This is a genomic window from Mesomycoplasma ovipneumoniae (assembly GCF_038095975.1).
Classification (GTDB): Bacteria; Bacillota_I; Bacilli_A; order Mycoplasmatales; family Metamycoplasmataceae; genus Mesomycoplasma; species Mesomycoplasma ovipneumoniae_C.
Map to the genome: position 1 here is coordinate 86,383 of NZ_CP146003.1, position 18,832 is coordinate 105,214.

At 30.1% G+C, this 18,832-nt stretch carries 18 protein-coding genes; all 18 read left to right on the forward strand.

Annotation, left to right across the window (positions count from 1 at the left end):
- The 18 genes from V3255_RS00280 to V3255_RS00365 all read left to right on the forward strand — a co-directional run bounded on the left by V3255_RS00280 (position 1) and on the right by V3255_RS00365 (position 18,827).
- The gene (locus V3255_RS00280) at positions 1-1,206 is read left to right on the forward strand and encodes an MHO_1580 family protein (protein ID WP_337903084.1); all 1,206 of its coding nucleotides are present in this window, start codon (positions 1-3) and stop codon (positions 1,204-1,206) included.
- Complete coding sequence (locus V3255_RS00285; protein ID WP_333503837.1) at positions 1,207-1,632, forward strand: MHO_1590 family protein; 426 nt, start codon at positions 1,207-1,209, stop codon at positions 1,630-1,632.
- Between the two features lie 47 nt (positions 1,633-1,679).
- Positions 1,680-2,834: a DNA polymerase IV gene (locus tag V3255_RS00290; RefSeq protein ID WP_337897672.1), complete on the forward strand. Its 1,155-nt coding sequence runs from the start codon at positions 1,680-1,682 to the stop codon at positions 2,832-2,834.
- A 435-nt stretch (positions 2,835-3,269) separates the two neighbouring features.
- Entirely contained in the window at positions 3,270-3,998 is a 729-nt protein-coding gene (locus V3255_RS00295) for a F0F1 ATP synthase subunit A (RefSeq protein ID WP_069099121.1), read from the forward strand.
- Between the two features lie 60 nt (positions 3,999-4,058).
- The gene (locus V3255_RS00300; RefSeq protein ID WP_318055633.1) at positions 4,059-4,367 is read left to right on the forward strand and encodes a F0F1 ATP synthase subunit C; all 309 of its coding nucleotides are present in this window, start codon (positions 4,059-4,061) and stop codon (positions 4,365-4,367) included.
- 17 nt (positions 4,368-4,384) lie between these two features.
- Positions 4,385-4,933 (forward strand): ATP synthase F0 subunit B, encoded by a 549-nt coding sequence (locus V3255_RS00305; protein ID WP_333503470.1) that lies wholly within the window; start codon positions 4,385-4,387, stop codon positions 4,931-4,933.
- Between the two features lie 3 nt (positions 4,934-4,936).
- Positions 4,937-5,482 (forward strand): F0F1 ATP synthase subunit delta, encoded by a 546-nt coding sequence (locus V3255_RS00310; protein ID WP_333503468.1) that lies wholly within the window; start codon positions 4,937-4,939, stop codon positions 5,480-5,482.
- Positions 5,483-5,501: 19 nt separating this feature from the next.
- Positions 5,502-7,025, forward strand: a complete 1,524-nt coding sequence (gene atpA, locus V3255_RS00315; RefSeq protein WP_333503466.1) for a F0F1 ATP synthase subunit alpha — start codon at positions 5,502-5,504, stop codon at positions 7,023-7,025.
- A gap of 26 nt (positions 7,026-7,051) precedes the next feature.
- Positions 7,052-7,882, forward strand: coding sequence for an ATP synthase F1 subunit gamma (gene atpG, locus V3255_RS00320; protein WP_303438540.1), 831 nt, complete (start codon positions 7,052-7,054; stop codon positions 7,880-7,882).
- A gap of 17 nt (positions 7,883-7,899) precedes the next feature.
- Positions 7,900-9,315, forward strand: a complete 1,416-nt coding sequence (atpD, locus tag V3255_RS00325) for a F0F1 ATP synthase subunit beta (RefSeq protein WP_258824775.1) — start codon at positions 7,900-7,902, stop codon at positions 9,313-9,315.
- Positions 9,302-9,562, forward strand: coding sequence for an ATP synthase subunit epsilon (locus V3255_RS00330; RefSeq protein WP_044285688.1), 261 nt, complete (start codon positions 9,302-9,304; stop codon positions 9,560-9,562). The genes atpD and V3255_RS00330 overlap by 14 nt, the downstream gene beginning before the upstream one ends.
- 105 nt (positions 9,563-9,667) lie before the next feature.
- Complete coding sequence (recU, locus tag V3255_RS00335; protein WP_333503462.1) at positions 9,668-10,153, forward strand: Holliday junction resolvase RecU; 486 nt, start codon at positions 9,668-9,670, stop codon at positions 10,151-10,153.
- 153 nt (positions 10,154-10,306) lie between these two features.
- Positions 10,307-11,284 carry a 30S ribosomal protein S2 gene (gene rpsB, locus V3255_RS00340; RefSeq protein WP_252262559.1) on the forward strand — a complete coding sequence of 326 codons (978 nt, stop codon included), beginning with the start codon at positions 10,307-10,309 and terminating at the stop codon, positions 11,282-11,284.
- A gap of 21 nt (positions 11,285-11,305) precedes the next feature.
- Positions 11,306-12,208 carry a translation elongation factor Ts gene (tsf, locus tag V3255_RS00345; RefSeq protein ID WP_333503460.1) on the forward strand — a complete coding sequence of 301 codons (903 nt, stop codon included), beginning with the start codon at positions 11,306-11,308 and terminating at the stop codon, positions 12,206-12,208.
- 80 nt (positions 12,209-12,288) lie between these two features.
- On the forward strand, positions 12,289-13,611 hold the full coding sequence (gene ffh, locus V3255_RS00350) for a signal recognition particle protein (protein ID WP_333503459.1): 1,323 nt from the start codon (positions 12,289-12,291) through the stop codon (positions 13,609-13,611).
- 24 nt (positions 13,612-13,635) lie between these two features.
- Positions 13,636-15,003: a glycine--tRNA ligase gene (locus tag V3255_RS00355; RefSeq protein ID WP_333503457.1), complete on the forward strand. Its 1,368-nt coding sequence runs from the start codon at positions 13,636-13,638 to the stop codon at positions 15,001-15,003.
- A complete protein-coding gene (dnaG, locus tag V3255_RS00360; protein WP_333503455.1) occupies positions 14,996-16,843 on the forward strand; it encodes a DNA primase in 1,848 nt (615 codons plus the stop codon). The genes V3255_RS00355 and dnaG overlap by 8 nt, the downstream gene beginning before the upstream one ends.
- 622 nt (positions 16,844-17,465) lie before the next feature.
- Positions 17,466-18,827 (forward strand): RNA polymerase sigma factor, encoded by a 1,362-nt coding sequence (locus tag V3255_RS00365; RefSeq protein WP_425183347.1) that lies wholly within the window; start codon positions 17,466-17,468, stop codon positions 18,825-18,827.
- Positions 18,828-18,832 lie beyond the last annotated feature (5 nt).

The window sequence follows — 18,832 nt, forward strand, 5'->3', positions numbered from 1 at the left end:
ATGAATTTAGATCTTATTCCAAGCCAAAGCCCTGAAATTCAAATTGCAAGAAGCTATGGCCAAATTTCTTTTAATTATGCATCAAATTCATCACCTAATGGAATTAGACAATTTGTAAAAATCGAGCGCGACATTGTTTCAAACAGATATACAGTAATTGTTACTGTTTTTTCAAAAATACCGGGAAAAGTGGATGTTTATGTTCAAGTAAATAATTCAATTCCTACAAGTCCAAAAGTTTTAGATTTATTGCCCGAGCGATTTAATCAAGCAATTTTTACTTTTGGCGGTCTTGATGGCGAAAAAAGTAAGGATAATGCTGACAAATTTCAAAAAATAGATAATATTTTAGTCTATTTGACAAAACATAACGAGCAACAAATGATGCTTGACAATGTGGTAAAAATCCGCAACTTTTCAGATGTACGCAAAGAATATTCTATCCAAAATCAAGGAATTGGCTTTAAACTCTTAAAATCAATAAAAATGGCAAATTTAGGAGCTGACGCTTCGCTTGAATTTTCTAAAACTTATGAAAAAATCGACGAACAAACAGTTTATTTTTTTCCTGTTAAATTTATTCAAGAAAAACATAATATAAATATTTTTAAAGTTGGGGTTGATCCTGAGACTTTTCATGCCGGAAATATCGATCGCCAGATCAATATTTCTGACTTAAAACTGACAAATCTGCCAATAAAATCGGCCACAGCAGCAAAAAATTTTTTAAATTTATCCTTCCAATTTCGCCCAGATATCTATAATAAAAACACAAAACCTGAAATTGTTGAAGGAAAATACATAATTGGGGATATTTTTATAACTTCAAGTACCTTTTATGATTCAAAAGAACGGGTTGTTTTTAGTGGAAATTCACAAATTTCCCAACAAGGATTCATTATTCCTTATAATTTTTCAGGATACTTAAATCCAAAAGTTGAAATGTCAATTAATTCTGATTTTGAAAAAATCAGTGTTGGTTTTTCGCAACAAATACACAAAAAATTGATTGACTACGAAAAGAAAAAAGGAATTTACCGTCTGAAAATCACAAATTATCCAACTCCTTTTATAAAATCTGACGAAATTAAAATTTCTAATCAAGATTTTAAATATGTTGCAACTAATTTTTTAACAATCGAGCAGCTCAGAGATCTTTCCTTTACTAATTTTAAAGAAGATGAAGAAAATCAGTTAGAAGAATAGATGCAAACCACTGCTAAAATTTTATCAGGCCTTTTTGCAACAGGGATTATTGTCGGCGGCGGAATTCTAGGTTGATATTTGTATAACTCAAGAGTTGAAAAATCACTATCACCTTTAAAAAAACAACTAGATTTTGAAGTTAAAAATGAATCAGAATACAAAGAAAACGATGTTTTTCCCAATATTTATGCTAATGATTTTTACGACACAATAAAAGTAAAACAAGGAAAAGTTTATATTGATGAGTGATTAGTTGAAAATGTTATCAAAGAAATTATTTCAAAAGTTAAAGTATCATTTGGATCTTTGAATTTTCGGTACAAAATTGATGAAAATCAGCAAACAATTTATATAGAAATTCTCTGAAAATATAAAAAGAATAAATTAAATCGAAATTATAAAATTAGCCTATATCAAGATATTTAGTGCTAAATTGTAAAAAAATAAAATAATAGTATAATTATTTTTGCCATATGCCAAAAATAATTGCCCACATTGATATTGATACTTTTTTTGTCTCATCAGAAATTAGACTTGATCCAACATTACAAGGCCAGCCAATTGCGATTTCTCGAAAAGAGGATTTTGCAATGGCTGTTTCTATTTCTAAAGAAGTCAAAGAAAAAGGCTTCAAAATCACAGATAAAACCGTATATATTAAAAAAAAGATCCCAAATTTGGTCGTAATTGAACCAAATTTGGCTTATTATCGCTTTTTATCAAGGCAATTTTTTGATTTTATCACTAAAAATTTTACAAAAAAAATTGAAATTTACTCGATTGACGAGTGTTTTTTGGATTTGACTGATTATTTTCGAAAATTTAAGACAATTTATCAAATGTTGCACTATATTAAGAAAAAAGTGCAACAAGAACTTAAATTACCAATTTCAATCGGCGTTTCTCATAATAAATTATTAGCAAAAATGGCCACTAATTTAGCCAAACATACCCCAGAAAAAATTACTGTTATTCCAAGGGACAAAATCATACCACTTATTTATTCCCAAAAAATTGAAAAACTTTTTGGAATAGGAATGGCCACGGCTCAAAAACTAAAAAATATTGGAATTTTTACCATCAGTGATCTAGTAAAAGCTGGAGTTGACAGTGAAAAAGTTATTCAAGTTTTAGGTGTTCAGCGTTATGGATTTTTTCAATCTTTGACCTCAACAGGCGACAACATTGTTGCAAACAAGCCTGAAAATTTTAAAAGTGTCTCACATTTTCGCACTTTTTCGCCTTATGCTAGTCCAACAAAAACAGAAACACTACTTTTAATTTCAGAATTTTTACCAAGTCTGGTCGCCAAACTAGATCAGTTTAACAAAGGTGCAAACCGTGTTGAAGTATATTTTAAGCTAAAAAACAAAGAACAAAACCGTTTTTTTACAGATTTATCTCAACCTTCAAATAATTATGATTTGTTGTACAATAATTTAGTTGCACTTGCAAACAAAATCGAAGATTTTTCATCATTATCAGGGTTTGGAATTTGTTTGTCAAAAATTTCTGATTATGATATAAGTATGTTAAATACAAGTCCAAAAGTTAAGAATATTATTGCAAGTGTAAATAAAAAAATAGGTTTGAAAAAATTAGTTGTGCTAAAATCATTTAAAAATTAGGCCATTTAAAGCAATGAAATATTTTTATTACTTCTATTTTAAGATTTTTTTAGCAATTGCACTGGTTTTATCTTTGGTTGCAATTTGAAATTACACGCTAATTTTAGGCTGATTTTTTTCTTTTTTTAGTGTTGCATCCTTTTTGCTTTCAAAACACTTATTTTTTAGTGCCATCACAAAAAAAGCAAAAAATAAAGAAAAAACCTCTTCATTTTTTGCTTTTTTTGTTTATATTATATTAATTTTGTTTCAAGCTGGAATTTTGATAGCTATTTTTTTTATTAATAAATCATTTCAAACTGCTGCTGAAAATAGCTTGGATTTTTTGCTTGGACCAATAAATATAATTTCTTTTATTTTTGGTTATACAATTTTTCCAATTAGTGCTATAATTTATTTTTTATTATCAAAGCACAAAAAAATAAAGGAGTAAAAATGGATTTTTTTTCACATTGAAATCAACCGCAATTATTTACTCTTTTTATTTTAGTTATTTTTGTAATAATTTTATCAATTATTATCTTTTTTCACATAAAAAAAGCAAAAGTTGATAAAGCTCCTTCGGCAATAGTTTTATTTGCAGAATCATACTTTTTGTTTATTGATGATCTTGTTGAGTCTTCCGGTGAAGGTTATGTAAATAAAGCAAAACCTTACGTTTTTTCGCTTTTTACCTTCTTTTTATTAGGTAATCTATTATCACTGGCAGGTCTTGAGCCAATTTCTACTTCAATTTCGGTAACCCTAAGTTTAGCAATAATTAGCTGACTAGGGATTTTTGTTGTTGGATCAATTTTTGCAAAAAGATATTATATACTTGAATTTGCAAAAAATCCACTCAAAATAATAGGGGCACCGGCTCCATTAATTTCACTTTCTTTCAGGATGTATGGAAACATAATTTCAGGTTCTGTTTTCTTTTTAATTATTTATTCAGGTGTTCTTTGACTTTACCAAAAAATCCCGCTAGGTGCTTTTGGTAATTTTAATTTACCGGTTGTATTAATTTTCCCACCGTTTCTTATCTATTTTGATATTATCGGCTCGTTGATACAGTCATTTATTTTTGTAATTCTAACTGTTTCATACTGAGGAATGGAAGTAATTCACCCGCCACAAAAGCAAAAAACTGAACAAAAAACATTGAACATTGTTCAAACTTAATTATTTTGGAAACAAAATAATTAAGTTATTATAGATTTATTATAAAAAAAAGGAAAAAAAATGGAATCTGTTATAAATTTCTCGCAAAAAGTTGTTCAAAATTTTCAAGAAACTGCAGCTAACACTGCTAATTCAGGACTAAATGCGACTGCATTTGCATATTTAGGTGCTGGACTTGCGATGATCGGAGTTATCGGTGTTGGTGCAGGTCAAGGTTATGCTGTTGGAAAAGCTTGTGATGCTATTGCAAGAAATCCTGAAGCACAAAAAAAAGTTTTTCGTGTGTTAATAATTGGAACAGCTATTGCAGAAACATCATCAATTTACGCGCTTTTAATTGCCTTTATCCTAATTTTCGTACAAGGTTAATCCCAAATTTGTAAGAAATGCAACCAAGTATTAATCAATCATTAAGCGAATTGTTTAAAGGGATAATCCCTAATGTTTATGTAGTTGCTGCAACACTTGTTAGTTTTTTAGTTTTATTTTTAGTTTTGACTTATTTTGTCTATCGTCCACTTAAAAAATATATCAAGCAACGTAAGGATTTTCTCCAAAATCACATCGACTCAACAGTTCAATCAAATAATGAAGCTAAAGAATTAGCGAAACAATCGCAAAATCATTTAGAAGAAACAAAGCAATATTGCATTGATTTAAAACATGAATCTCAACTTGAGGCAAATAAGCTTATCGAAGACTCAAAAAAACAAGCCACTGAAGAAGCTCGTCGCCTTATTTCTGAAGGTCAAAAAGTTTTAACCGAATATGAAAAAGAAATTGTAAAAAAATATCAGGAAAATATTATTAATGTTGCTGCTGATATAAGTAAAAAATTCTTGATAAATCAAGAGCAAAACAACAAAGACTTACACGAAAAAATGATTTTAGATCTAGAAAATTTGCTAAAATCTGAGAAAAATATTAGAGAATAAAAAATGCACCCACAGGTAAAAAATATTTATGGATATTCTGAGTCGCTCTTAGAAATCTCAATATCTGAAAAAAAAGTAGATCAATTTATAAATGATAGTTTTTATATAATTGATTTAGTTAGCGCCAATTCTTCTTTAATTTCGATTTTTACGTCACATTTTATTTCAAAAAGTGAAAAATATACTTTGATAGAGAAAATTTTTGACTCTAAAATTGACACTTATATGATAAATTTTCTTAAAGTAATATGCAAAAACAATCTTTTTTCACATTATAATCAAATTTTGATTAAATTTATAAAGCTTGCAAATGCTTATTTAGGCCAAAGTTGAGGTCAAATTCAAAGTGCATTTCCACTGTCACCATCAGAAATCGCTAAGTTTGAAGACTTAATTTCCCAAAAATTAAATAAAAAAATAGTTTTACGACAAAAAGTAAATCCAAAATTAATTTCTGGAATCAAAATAAGCATTGATAACCATATTTTTGAACATTCACTCTCATCACAGTTGCGCTCACTCAAGCAAAAACTCATAAAAAATATATAGATTTTAAAGGTTTTTTAACATGAATAAAGATATAAATTTAACCGCAATAATTAAAAATGAAATTAAAAATTTCGAGTCCAAAATTCAACATGATGATATTGGAAAAGTTATTGTTGTTGGAGATGGAGTTGCGCTTGTTTCCGGGATTGAAAAAGTAAAATTTGGTGAGCTTGTTCAATTTGAAAATAGTGTTTTTGGAATTGCACTGAATCTTGAGCAAGATTTAATTGGTGTTGTTATTATGGGAAATGAAAACTCTGTTTTTCAAGGCTCAACTGTCAGAAGAACAAAGTCTGTCATTTCAATTACAGTTGGTGATCAACTTTTAGGCCGTGTTGTTAATGCCCTTGGCCTTCCAATTGATGGAAAAGGCGAATTTGATAATAGTATAAAATCTGAAATTTTTACAAATGCACCTTCAATAATGGACAGAAAAAGTGTAGACCGTGGACTTCAGACCGGAATTTTAGCAATTGACTCATTAGTTCCAATTGGAAAAGGACAACGTGAGCTAATAATTGGTGACCGTCAAACTGGAAAAACAACAATCGCTATTGACACAATTTTAAACCAAAAAGGCAAAAATGTTTACTGTGTTTATGTTGCAATTGGCCAAAAAAATTCAAGTGTAGCCCAAATTGTTGCCCTTCTTGAGAAAAAAGGTGCCCTTGATTATACAACAGTTGTTGTCTCTGGAGCTAGTGAACTGTCACCTTTACAATACTTAGCCCCATATTCTGGAACCTCAATTGCCGAATATTGAATGCATAAAGGCAAAGATGTTTTGATAATTTATGATGACTTATCAAAACATGCTATTGCATACAGAACGCTCTCACTTTTATTAAGAAGACCACCTGGAAGAGAAGCTTTTCCTGGGGATATTTTTTACCAGCACTCATACCTTTTAGAGCGTTCATCACAATTATCTGATGAAACAGGTGGCGGTTCAATCACCGCTTTGCCAATAATTGAAACTCAAGCTGGCGATATTTCAGCTTATATTCCGACAAATGTGATATCTATTACCGACGGTCAAATTTTTGTTCGTGATAATCTTTTTAATTCAGGACAAAAACCGGCAATTGATATAGGTCTTTCAGTTTCGCGGGTAGGTTCAGCGGCTCAATCTAAATTAATGAAATGAGCTTCTTCATCATTAAAATTAGAACTGGCACAATATAATGAACTTAAGGCTTTTGCACAATTTGGATCTGATTTAGGACCAAGTTCGCAGTTAATTCTTGATCGCGGAAACAAAATTTATGAACTTTTAAAACAAGAAAATCAACAACATTTTTCACAAATTCAGCAAATAATGCTGTTAATTTTAATTAGAGAACATCTAATTGATCAGTTGCAACTTGAATCTATGCAATCTTTTAAATCAGTTTTTCTTAAATATTTAGACACAGATTCTGAAATTAAGTCAATTTTAGAAAAAATTGATCATAATATTAATTTAAAAACTGACGATTTAAATTTAATTTTAAATTCAATAACAAAATTGATTGAAAATTTTAATTCAGGTCGAAGTTTTTAGTTGGTTTTTTATAAAAGAGAGCAAAAATGCCTAAATTAAATAGAATTCGCGCAAGATTTACCCAAATTCAAAATATAAAAAAAATTACTGGCGTTATGGAAATGATAGCTAATTCAAAAATTCCCAAAATTAAACGTCAATTTAAGTCATCTCAAGAATATTTTGAAAATTTAGACCATATTATGCAAAATATTTTGGCAAATTTATGCAAAACACCTGAGGAGCTAGTAGCATCAAACTCGGAAAAAAATCTCTACATTGTTTTTGGTTCAAATTTAGGTTTTTGCGGTGCGCTTAATAATCAAATTTTAAAAAAAATTACTCCTGGTTTAACAAAAAATGATGAAATCATTATTTTTGGCAAGAAAATTTATAACTATATATCACTAAGATATCCTAAAAATATTATCAAATATTTTCCTGGAGTTGAAGAGACGAATTTTTCTGAACCAATTATTCAAGTGACAAACTTAATAAATAAGGCAATTTCTGAAAAAAAATATAAAAAAATTTTCATTTGTTATAATAAATTTATAAATATAATTCAATCAAAGCCAAATATTATTAACTTATTTGATTTTGCAAAAAATAAAACAAAACAAGAGGGATATGGAATTGAATTTGAACCCAGTGCAGTTGAAGTACTCAAAAAACTAATCCCTTTTTATATTAAATCCCTTTTGGAAAAAATATTTATCGAATCTAAATTAGTTGAGACATCTGCTCGTCGAACTTCAATGGAAAGTGCAACAGATAATGCCCAAGATATTCTTCAAAAATTAGAACTTGAAATAAACTCAAGCCGCCAGTCGATGATCACCCAAGAAATTATCGAAATTATCAGCGGAAAAATGTAGCAAAAGTAGGTAAAAAAATGAAAAAACAGATTAATATTGGTCATATAGTTCAAATTTTTGGTCCTGTTATTGATGTTCAATTTCCAAACGACCATATGCCTGCAATTCTTTCAGCCCTTGAAGTTGAAGTTGACAATCAAAAAATCGTTTTTGAAGTTGCCCAACATTTAGGTGAGGGAATTGTCCGTGCAATTGCAATGTCAATGACTTATAATTTATCAAAAGGTTTAGAAGTAAAAGATACAGGTTCACAAATTTCAGTTCCGGTTGGAAATCAAGTCTTATCACGAATGTTCAATGTTTTAGGAAATCCAATTGATAGTGGCCCTGCTCTTGATTCAGTTGAAAAAAAACCTATCCATTCAGCTGCCCCGACATATTTAGAACAAAAAGCCGTAAGTGAAATTTTAGTTACAGGAATTAAAGTTATTGATTTATTAATTCCTTTTGTAAAAGGTGGAAAAATCGGTCTTTTTGGAGGAGCGGGAGTTGGAAAAACTGTTTTAGTTCAAGAACTTATTAATAATATAGCAACTAAACACGGTGGACTTTCAGTTTTTGCTGGAGTAGGTGAACGTTCTCGAGAAGGAAACGACCTTTATTTTGAAATGAAAGCTAGTGGTGTTTTAGACAAAACTGCCTTAGTTTTTGGTCAAATGAACGAGCCTCCTGGTGCCCGAATGAGAGTTGCTCTTTCTGCCTTGACAATGGCCGAACATTTTCGTGACCAAGACAATCAGGACGTTCTACTTTTTATTGACAACATTTTTCGATTTACCCAAGCTGGTTCAGAAGTTTCAACACTTTTAGGTAGAATTCCATCGACAGTTGGCTATCAACCGACACTTTCAACTGAAATGGGTCAACTTCAAGAGCGAATTACATCGACAATCAGGGGTTCAATAACTTCGGTTCAGGCCGTTTATGTTCCTGCTGATGACATCACAGACCCCGCGCCTGCAACTACATTTTCGCACCTTGATGCCAAAACAGTTTTAGATCGTGGGATTGCTGCTCTGGGAATTTATCCTGCAGTTGATCCTTTGGCATCTTCTTCGAGAGCTTTAGATCCTAGCGTTGTTGGAAAACAGCATTATGAAGTAGCTAAAAAAGTAGTCCAAATTTTACAAAGATTCAAGGAATTACAGGATATTATCGCAATTTTGGGTGTTGACGAGCTTAGTGAGTCAGATAAACAAGTTGTTGCAAGAGCCCGCCGGATTCGAAACTTTTTATCTCAGCCGTTTTTTGTGGCTCAAAAATTTTCAGGAATTGAAGGCCAATTCATTAAAATCGAAGACACAGTTAATAATTTTAGCGAACTTTTATCTGGCAAATTTGATAATGTCCCTGAAGAAGCATTTTTATATGTTGGGACAATTAATCAAGCATTAGAAAAGGCAAAAAAGATGGGATGAAGTGAAAACAATTAATCTTAAAATCTTTAGTCAAAAAGGAATCATTTTAGAATCCCAACCAGTTTCAGTTACTGCAAAAACACAACTAGGATACCGTGTTGCCCAATACGGAATCACGCCTTTTTGCGGAATAATTTCACCATCGGTTTTGTATGTTTTAAACGAAAAAGAAGAACTCAAATTTAGAATTACCGACGGTGTTATATATGCTTCTAAATCTGAGGTTTTAATTTTTACCCAAGGGGAGCTGCATCCCGCTTAATATTAATAAATTTTTAAATTTTAGGCTAAAAATGTGAAAAAGTGCTTGTTTTTCCCATTTTTTTCCTTTTTTGGTCAAATAAAGCTTAAAAATTTAATTAAAAATATGAATCATAAAAACCGCGGAATGTTTCTTGAAAAAATTATTAACAACACAATTGAATTTTATTATCAAAACGACATTGCGATTTTTCACAAAAAAAATCTAGATATTGGTTTTAAAGCTGTTCAAAAAGATTTGACCTTAAATGATGCTTTTGTATTAAAAAAGTCAACTGTTGATTATTATGGAATTTATAAAGGAATTTTTGTTGCCTTTGAAGCCAAAAGTACCAATGAAAATGTCTTAAATTTAAAGCAAATTCCAGACCATCAAATCAATTATCTACATAAAGTTAGAAAACATTTTGGTTGTGCATTTTTCATCATTTTTTTTAAACAACTTGAAAAATTTTACATTTTAAGCGTAGACAAAATCGATTTTTCAAAAAAGTCAATTTCTTCCCATTTTTTAGAAAAAGAAGGGATAGAAATTGCACTTACATACCCTGGAATCATTGATTTTATTGCATATATTGATCAAATGATTTAAATTATTGTTTATTTTTTATTTTATGGTATAATTTAATTTTTAATTTATATTTATTAGCTCAAATATCATTAAAATGGATTCAGATAGATGTGCTTTTTTAAGTTCTATCTGTTAGAAATTTTAAGTAGAAACAACAAACAAAAGGAAATATTCATGGATAAGGCAACAACAGCTAAACAAAACCAAAATATCGAACAAAAAGATAGCCAAATGTTGAACATTGGTGAGATTTCTACTGAAAACTCAGCGGAAATTCCTATCGTTTCAAAGCAAAAACTATTAGAGGCGGGTGTTTATTTTGGTCATAAATCATCACAGTGACACCCTAAAATGGCACAATTTTTACTAAAAAGAAAGCGCAATGAAACTCACATTATTGACGTTTTAAAAACTCAAAAAATGTTAGAAATTGCTTATAAATTAGTTGAAAAATTTGCCCAAAAAGGTGCTAAATTTATTTTTGTAGGTACAAAAAAACAAGCAAAAAAAGCCATCGAAGAACAAGCAATCCGTACAAATTCAATATACGTTTCTGGTCGTTGATTAGGCGGAACTTTAACAAACAGTCGTACAATTTTGTCACGACTTAAAGCAATGGAAGAACTTGAACAACAAACAGCAGAAAATTTTGAAGGTTATACAAAAAAAGAAATACTTTCAAAACAAAAACAATTAGCTAAATTACAAAAAAATCTTAACGGAATTAAAGGGTTAAAAGACGTTCCACTTTTTTCATTAATAATGTTAGTTGCCGATCCTTTAAAAGATATAATCGCAGTTAAAGAAGCCCGTAAAAAAGGGATTAAAATTATCGGAATAACAGATTCAAATGTTGATCCATCTTTGGTTGACTTTGGAATTCCAGCTAATGATGATTCAACTAAATCAATCACATTAATTTTTACTATTTTAGCTGATGCAATTTCATCAGCAAAAGGTGGTAAAAAACTTTTTGCATATCAGCCTGATGAGCAAATTATTTTGCCAGAAGATCCTGAAAAAGAGCAAAAACAGCTAAGATTTCGCCGTAATTCATTCGATAAATTTGAAAAATTTGATAAATCAAAAAGCAAATCAGCCGATAAAAAAGTACAAAATCCTAGCCAGTCTAGCGAATCTAAAATTGCATAATTAATAAAAAAGGAGTAAAAAATGTTAAAAATAGATAAATTAGCAAAAATTAAAGAATTAAGAGAAATTACGGATGCTCCTTTTGTTGATTGCAAAACAGCTCTTGAAAATTCTGACTATGAAATAAACGGTGCTATTAAATGACTTCACGAAAACGGTAAGTCAAAAGCACTAAAAAAAGCTGACCGTATTGCCGCTGAAGGTTTAGTTTTAGCAACTAAATGTGAAAAACATGCCCTAATTTTTGAACTTAATTCAGAAACAGACTTTGTTGCTAAAAATCAAAACTTTGTAAAACTTCAAGGTGAAATTGCCAAATTACTTCTAGAAAATGACTTTGATAATTTAGAAACAGCTTTAACTATTAAAAATCAAGATTCCCGTACAATTGCAGAAATGTTAATCGAATCTACCGCAACTATGGGTGAAAAAATAACCTTGCGTCGTGTACTAAAAACCAAAATTTTAGAAGGACAAAAAGTTGGGCTTTATACACATTCTAACGGACAAATTGCTTCTGTTGTTGTTTTAGATGGTGGAAATTGCACTATTGCAAAAGATATTTCTATGCATGTTTCAGCTCTAAAACCAGAATTTAATTTTGAGTCCGATTTGCCTCAAGAAAGACTTGCAGAAATCAATCAAAAAGTTGAAGATTCACTTGCCTTAGATAAGAATTTTGAAAAGAAACCTGAAGAAATCAAGCAAAAAATTAAACGTGGTAAGATTGAAAAAGAATTGTCAGAATTCGTTCTTGAATTTCAACCTTTAGCAACGGATAGCGCCATTTCTGTTGGTAAATATTTAGAACAAAATTCTGCTAAATTAGTCCAAGCTGTTCGCTTTGAAGTTGGTGAAGGCATCGAAAAACAAGCTGTCGATTTTTATACAGAAGTTAATTCTCAAATAAAAGAAGCTAAATAATCATTAATTTAAAATCAAAAAATATAAAGAAAGGTATAAAATTTTTCCTGTTTTTTTAGGAAAAATTTTCTATTTTTAAAATGTTAGATTTTTTGACCAATAGAATCCAGTCATCTTTAAAAAAAATTCAGAAATCTGTAACCATTAATGAGCAAGATTTAGCAGAAATTATTCGTGAAATTCGTCTTGCTTTACTTGAGGCTGACGTTAATTTATTAGTTGTTAAAAACTTTATTGCTCAGGTAAAAAATCAGGTTTTAACAAACGGGCTGACTTCCAAACTTAATCTCCAACAAGAATTTTTGAAAATATTACACCAAAATTTAGTTTCAGTTCTTGGAGTTAGTGCAAAACCTATTAATTTTGCTAAAAAACCAACAACAATAATGCTAGTTGGTCTTCAAGGTTCAGGAAAAACTACAACTACGGCAAAACTTGCAGTTTATGCTCGTCAAAAAAATTTTTCAAAAAAAATTTTACTAGTAGCTTGTGATACTTACCGTCCTGCTGCGATTGATCAATTGAAACAATTAGGAAAACAAGTTTCAATTGATGTTTTTTATATTGAAAAAACTCCTGTTGAAATTGCAAAAGATGCCCTAATTTATAGCAGAAATAACAATTATGACCTTGTTATTTTTGACACCGCCGGTCGTCTTTCAATTAATTCTGAACTGATGACTGAGTTAGTTGAAATTAAAAAAGCTGTAAAACCTGATCAAATTCTTTTTGTTCTTGATGCCCTTTCTGGTCAAGATATAATAAATGTTGCCGAAACTTTTCATAAAGAAATTAATTTAACTGGGTCAATTATTACAAAATTAGACTCAAATGCACGTGCAGGAGCGGCTCTTTCCATCACACATTTGCTTAAAATTCCGATTTTATTTATTGGTTCAGGTGAAAAAATTTCTGCCTTAGAACTATTTCACCCAAACAGAATCGCTGATCGAATTTTAGGTATGGGTGATGTGATGTCACTTTTAGAACAAGCCGAAGAAAATATTGACAAACAAACCGTTAAAAAATTGTCTCATCGTATGTTTTCTGGTCAATTTAATTTAGATGACCTCCTAAATAGTCTTGCTCAAATTCAAAAAATTGGAAAATTTTCGAAAATAATAAAAATGATTCCTGGATTATCGGGCAAAATTAACGCAAGTCAGATTGATGAAGTTGAGCAAAAAATGAAACTTTATAAAATTTTAATCTCATCAATGACTCATGAAGAACGCAAAAAACCAAAACTTTTAAAAAATCCATCTCGCAGGAATCGAATTATTCGCGGTTCAGGTCGAACAGGTGCTGAATTTAACCGTTTAATTAATGAGTTTGAATCAATGTCCAAAAAAATGTCTGAATTTTCATCAAAAAATATTAATTTTGACTCATTTTTTAAATAAAAAAGAAAATTAAAAGGATAAATTATGGCCAAATTTGAAAACTACCAATTTTTTATTAATTATCTAAAGAATTTAGGATTTATTTTTCCTAGTTCACAAATTTATGGAGGTTTAGCAAATTCTTATGATTATGGCCACCTTGGTGTTCTTTTAGCTAAAAATATTGAAAATTTTTGGGCTGATTTTTTCATAAACAAAGATCTTAGTGCCTTTTTTATTGACACAAAAATTTTGCTAAACCCAAAAGTTTGACAAGCCTCAGGTCATCTTGAAAATTTTAGCGACTTGCTAGTTGAAAATAAAATTAATAAAAAACGTTATCGTGTTGACCATTTGTTTGAAAATAATTTTCCAAATTTAATTTTTGAAAAATTAAATCAACAAGAAATTCAGCAATATTTGGCTAAAATTGAAAATTACGATGGATCAAAAACTGACTGATCTATTCCTAAAAATTTCAATCTTTTATTCCAAACCGAACAAGGTGTTGTTGAAAATGAAAAAACAACATTGTATTTGCGACCTGAAACAGCTCAAGGAATTTTTATAAATTTTAAATCACTTTTAAGATTTACTAAAAACACCTTGCCTCTTCGAATTGCTCAAGTCGGAAAATCATTCCGAAATGAAATTTCGCCTGGAAATTTCATCTTTAGGACCCGTGAATTTACTCAACTTGAACAGGAAATTTTTGTCAGACCTGAACAAGCCGATGAAATTTTTCACTCTGAAATTGAAAAAGTTCGACTTTTTTTATCCAAATTAGGTTTTTCGCCCGATTCAATCCGAATTAGCAATCATCAACCTGAAAAATTAGCCCATTATGCAAAAGCAACCACTGATTTTGAATATTTTTTTAATTTTGGCTGAGGTGAACTAATTGGAATTTCCAACCGTGGAAATTTTGATCTTAAAAATCATATGGCTAAAAGTGGCGAAAATCTTGAATTTGTCGATTCAGCAAACGGTCAAAAAATTTTACCATACATAATCGAACCATCAATTGGCCTAGACAGACTTATGTTAGCGATTTTAGAGCAAAATTTTGTTCATGACATCGAAAAAGACCGTTATTTTCTTAAATTTCCGTTTATTTTAAGCCCATATAAAGTTGCAGTTTTACCGCTTTTAAAGAAATTTTCACCTCAAGCAGAAGAAATATGGAAAATACTTGTTAGCCACGGAATTACCGCTACTTTTTCAAACACAGGAACTATTGGCAAAAGATATTATTATCAAGACTCAATTGGGACTTTTTTTTGCATTACAGTCGATGAAGAGGGAATTCAAAATCAAAGTGTAACAATCAGATTTCGCGATACTTGTGAACAAAAAAGAATAAAAATCACCGAAATTATCCAATTTATAGAGGAAAATTCTTCAAATGAATAAGCAGCAAATTTTAGCTCATATTTTAAAAAACACCGATATTTATGCGCTAATTTCACAAGCAATCCAGCTTTCACCTAGTGGAAGAAACACATTTGTTGGACTTTGTCCATTTCATGAGGACAAAAATCCATCCTTGTCAGTTTCAATTTCTAAGCAAATTTTTAAGTGTTTTTCTTGTCAAAAAGGTGGAAATATTGTTAGCTTTGTAATGTTTTGAAAAAATTTGAATTTTTTTCAAGCTGTTGAATATCTCAACAAAGAATACAATTTGAACCTTGAATTAGCAAATAATTTGGCTCCTGTAAAAGTTTATTCTGAAATTGAACTTCAAGCACTCCGTGCTTTTGAAAATTCAGTTTCACTTTATCTTTTAGAGCTGCTTACAATTACATCAAGAGCCAAAAAAAACCCTAAAAACCGACAAGAATTGCAAATTTACAACTTTATAAATTCGCGAGGACTAAGTCGCGAAATTATTGAAAAATTTAAAATCGGCTTTGCGCCAAGTTCATTTTTAAAACCACGACTAGTTGATTCAAAATTATTTGATGAAGAAACTTTAAAGGATTATTCGCTTTTAAATCAACAAGGTTTTGATTTTTTTCAAAATCGAATTGTTTTCCCTATTGAAAATTTAGAAGGAAAAGTTGTTGGATTTTCTGGCCGTTGTTTGCCTAACACTAAATGTGAACCAAAATATTTAAACTCACCATCAAGCAAACTGTTTTCTAAATCTGAAATTTTCTATAATTATAAAAATGCAATTGCTGATAATCCCAAAGAAATTTTTATTACTGAAGGTTTTTTTGACGTCATTGCATTTTACAAGGTCAATATTAAAAATGTAATTGCGCTTATGGGTACTTCTTTGACTAAAAAACACTGTGAATTACTGAATAATTTTACAGTTGTCATTGCCCTTGATGGTGATCGGGCTGGTCTTGAGGCTACCTTAAAATCGGCACTCATACTTTCGCAAAACAAAATTAAAACTTACATTATATCAGGTTTTGACGGAAAAGATCCTGATGAGTATTTAAATAATTTTGGTGCTGAAAGTTTTTTAGAAAAACTTTCAGACCGCCAAAATTGCTTTGATTTTGCCTACAGTTTTTACAAAAATCAAATCAAAGAAAATTCTAGCGATGAAATTACTGAATTTGTCAACAAATTTACACCGTTTTTACAAAGTTTGCATGCCCAAAATAGCCCATTACTAGGTGTTTTTTTGAAAAAAATTTATGATGACTTAGGTATTGAAAAAAGTGCTTTTCGTTGAATAAAACAAATTCAGTATCCATCTAAACCTGGTCGGGAACTTGAAGAAAATGAAGATCTTTTTGAAAATAGACAACAAAATAAAAGGAATAGATATGAAAACCATGCATATCCAGTTCAATATCTTGAGTTAAGATTATTTTTAATTATTTTGAAGGATTTTATTGAAGGTGATCAGGGAAAATTTTCTAGTTTTAAAAGTTTAAATTTTAAATTTTTAAATGCACTTAATAATAAGTTTGTTGAAACATTATATTCTAGTGATAGAAAAAATCCTGAAATTTACAAGCAAGCTATACAAAAAATTAATGAAGCAGGCAATTTATTAAAAGAATATTTATTAAATGAATATTCGCAAATATCAACTCATGACTTTATAAATTTTAATGTACATGAAAAAACAATAGATGACGTTGAAAAGCTTGTTGAAGATATTAATGAAAGAAGAAGAAAAATAAATAACGATATTTTACATCAGCATTTAAAAAATAATAAAAATGATTTTGTAATTGATTTGTATAACGACGAAATTCAAGGGGGCGCTGATAATGAAAATTGGTAATAAATTGGCAATACAAGAACCTAAAAATTCCCAAAAAACTTATAGTTTTTCTGAAAAATCTACAAAGTCAGCAACTAAAACCGCTGAAAAAAAGGTAAAAACTTCACGTAAAAAAACAAAAGAGCAAGTCCAAGTAGATTCTAATTTAAATTTGAATATCGATTCTGACAGTTTGAACACTAAAAATTCAAAAAAAATTATTGTTAATGAAAAAAGAAAAAACTCATATGAACAAATTGAGAATTTTTTTAATGTTATTAAAACAACCAAGCATCAATCTGATTTTCTAAAAAGTATCGAGGCATTTCGAACTAAAACTTTAAATCAATTATCAAAAAATATTAACTCAACCAATAAAACTTTAAAAGCAAAAGTTAAAGTTTCTTCAACCGCAAAATCTAAAACCGTAAATACTGAGATTTTAGAATTAGAGCAAGAAAAATTAGAAAAACCCAAAAAAAAGACAAAACAAACAAAAACAACAGCAAAAGAGCAAAAAAGCTCCAAAAATAAAGAACTTTTTGAAGATAACCACAAGCTAGAAACTTCTGACAATATTTCTGAATCAGCTAATAGTCCCGAGTCACGTTATCAGTTTGTTATTGAAAAGTTACAAGAGCAATTAGAAAAAAAACAAAAACAAACTGCGAAAAAAAGTTCGAAAAAAACTGCTGAAAATGCATTTTTAAGCCACGAAGATGTTTATAAATATATCGAAAATTTAAACCTTTCCGTTTCAGAGGATGAGTTAGACGAGTTTTTTCAAATTTTAATGCAGAAAAAAATAATTAGTGATGAACTGGACAAAGAAGATCTTGAAGATGTTTCAAGTTCAGATTTTGCTGACCAAATTGGTCAAAAAAATTCTAAAAATAAAACAAAGAAAAATCTTGATAATTTAGATGATGACAAAGATTTAAGCCTAGACAGGCTTGATGACCAAGAAGATTTTGATGACTTGGGCCAAGATGACAGTGGCGAAATGGAATTTGGTCACTCAGTTGATGAATCACTAAGAATCCAAGATATTGACGATCTTGATTATATCAATGATGAAAATTCAAGTCAATTTCGCAAACCTAAAGTTTACAGTGACGATGTTTACCGAAATAAACTTACCGACACAAACGACATGATCAAATGATACATGCGCTGAATCGGAAAATACGGAAAATTATTAAGTCAAGAAGAAGAACAAGAACTGGCCCGTAAAATGCAAATTAAAGGTCGAATCGGTAAAAAAGCTCGTGATACCTTAATAAAACGTAATTTAAGACTGGTTGTAAACAGTGCAAAACGCTATAAAAACCGTGGCTTAAATTTTATTGACCTAATTTCTGAAGGTAATTTAGGAATTATTAAGGCCGTTTCAAAATATGACCACACTAAAGGATTTAAATTTTCAACTTATGCAACTTGATGAATTCGTCAAGCAATCACAAGAGCTGTGGCTGATCAGGCAAGACTAATTAGAATTCCGGTTCATATGGTCGAAACTATTAATAAAATTAACAAAGCTGAGAGAGAATTACAGCAAGAAAAAGGGCTAAATCCAACAGCCGAAGAAATTGCTCAGCGTCTTGGACCTGAATTTACAGCCGAAAAAGTCCGTTATATTAAAAAAATAAATGTCGACCCGATTTCGCTAGATAAAGCCATCGGAAAAGAAGAGGATAGCTCTTTTTCTGATTTTATTAAGGATGAAAATTTAATTTCGCCAGCTGAATACGCCGAGCGCGAGGAAAAAGCTAAAGTTTTACTTGAAATAATCGAGACAACGCTTGACTATGATGAAAAAGATTTTATCAAACGCCGTTATGGAGTTGGTGTTGATGAAAATGGTGTTCCATATCAAGCTCATAGTTTTGAAGAATTAGCTGCCATGCGTCGCGTTACAAAGGAGCGAGTACGTCAAATAGAGGGTAAAATTCTTAAAAAATTAAGAACCCCTCAAAAAAGATGGTCACTACGTGATTTTAACTAAAAAAA